The following is a 4,481-nucleotide window of genomic DNA, read 5'->3' as shown; positions in this document are numbered from 1 at the left end:
AAAGTCCAACAGCGTCAAATTCCACATTCCCACATTTGTTGTAGGTGCAGCTTCTTCCACCGCCGACTGTAGTTCTTGCGATCGCCATTTTACCCGACCGCCGGACAATCCAAAAAACCGCTCGAAAATCCGCGCCACGTTGGTATCAAGTACCGCTTTGCGCTGTCCGAAGGCGTGAGCGCAGATCGATCGCGCTGTATATTTTCCCACACCGGGCAATTTCAGTAACTGAGCTTCTGTTTTGGGGATCTTTCCCTGATAATTTTTCAGGATCAGCTGAGTGGACTGACGCAGGCGATCGGCCCGAAAGCTAAGTCCCAAAGGCCGCAACAGCATTGTAACATCTTCCTCTCGCGCAGCAGCTAAGGCATTCAGCGTCGGATATCGCTCCATAAACCTCTGGTAAACTGGAGCAACTGTATCTGCATTCGTCTTTTGCAACAGGAATTCTGCCACCAAAATTGCATAAGCATCTTTTGTCCTGCGCCAAGGAAAATTTCGCAAATGCCCACAAGCCCAAGCTTTTAGCTGGCGACGAAACCATCTCAATTTAGTAATTGGTAATTGGTTATCAATCATTTCGATTTTAGATTTTAGATTTTGCGGAAAGTCGGCGTCTTGGCGGTTACCGTCACGATGCCGACCTTTCCAAGACAGGATTTTGGATTAAATCTGCCCTGAAGGACGAACCTTTTTTGGTAATAATAAAAAACACTCAATTTACTCAAGTTGTTCGCCAGGAAAAAACTCGGAATCTAACACCTGTTCTAAACTATAAGAACATTCCACGGGAAAACCTTCGTAGTCCAAAGACGTTTCCCGCACAGCTAAATCCAGTCCATCCTGATAACCTTCCTCTAATGCTTCAGGTAAAAAAGGCTTCAAACTGGGGCTTTCTTTAAGCAATCTGTGAATACGGCGGCGCTGTTCCCGAATCGTAGCCAACCAACTTTTAGAGCGTAACTCAGACTGGAATTCCCACTTAAGCAGATGTCCCAACAAAACACCCAAACGATTTATCAATTCCTGTCGCTCTTGCTTACCCAAAGATGCGATCTCCTCAACCAAATTTGCAATATCTAAACAATTCCATATCCCATCGCGAAGAAACTTTGCTTGTTCCTGCGTCCAAGCATAGAAATCTGTCTCGTACAATCGAGAATTTAGCTTAAATTCCTGATAGGTTTCGGTCATGCGATCGCCTCTTATTTCAATTGGTTAAATTTACTCAATTTGTTCGCCAGGAAAAAACTGGGAATCTAATACTTGCGCTAAACTATAAGGACATTCAGCGGGAAAATCTTCGTAGTCCAAAGGTGTTTCGCGCACAGCCAAATCTACCCCATCCCGATAAGCTTTCTCTATTGCTTCAGGTAAAAAAGGTTTCAAACTTGGGTTATCCTCAAGCTTTTCCAGAATGCGGCGACGCTGTTCCCGAATCGTAGCAACCCAACTTTTAGAACGATGAATGGGCTGAAATTCCCACTTTAGCAAATGCCCTAACAAAACGCCCAAACGATTCCTCAATTCCTGTCGTTCTTGCTTACCCAAAGATTCGATCTCCTCAACCAAGTTTGCGATATCCAAAAAATCCCACTTTCTATCACGGAGAAATTTTGCTTGTGCTTGCGTCCAAGCATAGAAATCTGTCTCGTACAATTGGGAAGCTTTACTTTCAATATTTGATAAATTTTGAGTCATGCGATCGCCTCTTATTTCAGTAATAATAAAACTTATTTAATTGTAGGGTGGGTTAGGCAGGGGCGAGATAATCAGCACTTTCAAGCAATAATTAACGAATTGTGCCATAACCCACCATCCCTGACATCTGTAATCATTGTTCAAGGTCTAGCCAATCCAAAATCCAAAATCCAAAATCCAAAATCGGGTAACAACTACGACGCCTCTCTCTCCAGCAGCAGGGTGACGGGGCCATCATTTTCGATCGCCACCTGCATCATCGCCCCAAACTCACCAGTTTGCACCCGCAAACCACTTTGGCGTAACTTATCCACAAAGCGATCGTACAAATTTTTTGCCACTTCCGGTGCAGCTGACCGATCGAAAGAAGGACGGCGACCTTTACGACAATCCCCATACAAGGTAAACTGACTCACTACCAGCAATTCGCCGCCAATTTCTTGTACCGACTTTTCCCAGCGACCCGAACCATTTTCCTCATTCGCAAACAGACGCAATTCCAAGCACTTGCGAACCATCCAGTCAAGTTCTGCTTCCGTATCCGTGCTGGCAATACCCACAAGCAAGTTTAGTCCTCGACCAATTTTGCCGACGACTTCACCTGCGATCGAAACTTGAGAAGATTTGACTCTTTGAACAACTACGCGCATAGCAATTTCAGATTTTAGATTTTAGATAGCAGATTTAATTAAATTTGCCATCTAAAATCTAAAATTTGCAATTTATTGTTATTTCCCAAATCCTTTACCGCGATTGCTTGAAGGCAAGCAAAGGCATTTTTCGATTTGCTTGAGTAGCGTTTCGCGATCGAGACCTTGACCGATCAACACTAACTGATTCTTCGGTTGACCTTTCCAATCTTCATCTTCAATTGTGAAACGCTTTCCGCACAAATGGAATACGTGACGGCGAGGGCTTTCATCGAACCACATAATTCCCTTGGCACGGAACACATTTGCAGGCAATTGATTATCTAAGAAATGTTGAAATTTCTTAATCGCAAAAGGCTTATCGCTTTGGAAGGAAATTGAGGTAAAACCATCATTTTCTAAGTGATTGGAATGATGGTGATGGTGATGATCGTGGTCGTGGTCGTGGTCGTGAGCGCAATGACCGTGGTCATGATCGCAGGCAGAATGATCGTGATGGTCGTGGTCGTGATGGTCGTGATGGTCGTGATGGTCGTGATGGTCGTGGTCGTGATGGTCGTGATGGTCGTGACCGTGTTCTGATTGCTCAGATTCAAAATACTTATCCGACTCAAACAAACCAACACTGAGAATCAAAGGCAGAGGAACTTGCGATTTAGTTGTACGCAAAATCCTTGCTCCTTGTTTGATATCGCGAATCCTTACTTCTAGGTTATCAACATCAGCTTCATCGACCAAATCGACCTTATTTAGAACAATGATATCGCCGTAGGCAATCTGATTGTAAGCCGCTTGGCTGTTGAACAAATCGAGGCTGTAATTGGCGGAATCCACCACCGTGACGATCGAATCCAAGCGAGTCAAATCGCGCAATTCCGTACCTAAGAACGTGAGAGCCACAGGTAGGGGATCTGCCAATCCCGTCGTCTCCACTACTAAATAATCTATTTGGTCTTGGCGTTCTAAAACTTTATAAACTGCATTTACCAGATCGTTATTAATGGTGCAGCAAATACAACCGTTACTCAGTTCCACCATGTCATCGTCGGTGGATATAATCAGTTCGTTGTCAATACCAACTTCGCCAAATTCATTGACCAGAACAGCTGTCTTAACGCCCTCCTGATTCTTCAAAATGTGGTTGAGCAGAGTGGTCTTACCGCTACCGAGAAATCCAGTGATAATCGTTACAGGCAAACCGCGTTTCGGAACATCCATTGCCTGAGATTGGTCGGGAGAAACTGCTGATTGCATAGCTGAGCTGTAGAAAACGTCGCAAAATGGGAGTATAGAATTACGGTACATTAAGTACCGACGCGAGGGTGCTGGCACAGATCCCCGTCGTCCTCCCCTATTATTGCCGATCGCACTAAAGGTTGTTACTCCTTATGACCCTGACGCTTTACGATACGCTGACTCGTCGCAAACAAATTTTTGAACCCCTGGAAGCGGGGAAGGTGAAAATGTACTGCTGCGGCGTGACAGTGTATGACTACTGCCACTTGGGTCATGCGCGTTGCTACATTGTCTGGGATATGGTGCGCCGCTATTTACAATGGCGGGGTTACGATGTGCGTTACGTCCAGAATTTCACCGATATCGACGATAAAATTCTCAATCGCGCCAGGGAACAAGGATTATCGATGGAAGTTGTCGCTGAGAAATTTATCGATGCCTATTTTGAGGATATGAAACGGCTGAATGTGATGGACGCCGATGAATATCCCCGTGCGACCCACACCCTGGATGGAATTAAACGACTGATTCACCAGTTGGAACACAAAGGTTACGCTTACCCATCTGCTGGGGATGTTTATTACAAAGTGCGGGAATTTCCGGAATATGGCAAGCTTTCCGGTCGCAATTTGGCAGAATTGCAGGCTGGGGCTAGCGGTAGAGTGGAAGAAGAAGACCCGGACGCGCCAAAGAAACAAGACCCGTTTGATTTTGCGCTGTGGAAGGCGGCGAAAGCGGGAGAACCTTTCTGGGAGTCGCCTTGGGGTGCCGGTCGTCCGGGGTGGCATATCGAATGCTCGGCGATGGTACGTCAGTCTTTGGGCGATACTATTGATATTCACTGCGGGGGTAACGAACTGGCATTTCCCCACCACGAGAATGAAATAGCCCAAT

6 protein-coding genes are annotated in these 4,481 nt (G+C 45.6%); 1 reads left to right on the top strand and 5 read right to left on the bottom strand.

Going from position 1 to position 4,481, the window contains the following annotated elements; all coding sequences use genetic code 11:
• The 5 genes from H6S82_RS19935 to H6S82_RS19915 all read right to left on the bottom strand — a co-directional run.
• A partial coding sequence (locus H6S82_RS19935; RefSeq protein ID WP_191056604.1) for an A/G-specific adenine glycosylase occupies window positions 1-579 on the bottom strand: 579 nt, incomplete at its 3' end.
• A 141-nt stretch (window positions 580-720) separates the two neighbouring features.
• Window positions 721-1,194 carry a DUF29 domain-containing protein gene (locus H6S82_RS19930; protein WP_190464971.1) on the bottom strand — a complete coding sequence of 158 codons (474 nt, stop codon included), beginning with the start codon at window positions 1,192-1,194 and terminating at the stop codon, window positions 721-723.
• Window positions 1,195-1,224: 30 nt separating this feature from the next.
• The gene (locus tag H6S82_RS19925; protein WP_191056603.1) at window positions 1,225-1,701 is read right to left on the bottom strand and encodes a DUF29 domain-containing protein; all 477 of its coding nucleotides are present in this window, start codon (window positions 1,699-1,701) and stop codon (window positions 1,225-1,227) included.
• Window positions 1,702-1,895: 194 nt separating this feature from the next.
• Window positions 1,896-2,351 (bottom strand): D-aminoacyl-tRNA deacylase, encoded by a 456-nt coding sequence (gene dtd / locus H6S82_RS19920; protein ID WP_190464974.1) that lies wholly within the window; start codon window positions 2,349-2,351, stop codon window positions 1,896-1,898.
• 78 nt (window positions 2,352-2,429) lie between these two features.
• Entirely contained in the window at window positions 2,430-3,605 is a 1,176-nt protein-coding gene (locus H6S82_RS19915) for a GTP-binding protein (protein WP_191056602.1), read from the bottom strand.
• Window positions 3,606-3,739: 134 nt separating this feature from the next.
• Between H6S82_RS19915 and cysS the strand changes: the two genes are divergently transcribed.
• Window positions 3,740-4,481, top strand: a 742-nt coding sequence (cysS, locus tag H6S82_RS19910) for a cysteine--tRNA ligase (RefSeq protein ID WP_191056601.1), incomplete at its 3' end; no start/stop codon positions are given.

The organism is Planktothrix sp. FACHB-1355 (assembly GCF_014748295.1).
GTDB classification, from domain to species: Bacteria; Cyanobacteriota; Cyanobacteriia; order Cyanobacteriales; family Aerosakkonemataceae; genus Aerosakkonema; species Aerosakkonema funiforme_A.
This window is presented reverse-complemented; position numbering and strand designations above follow the sequence as displayed.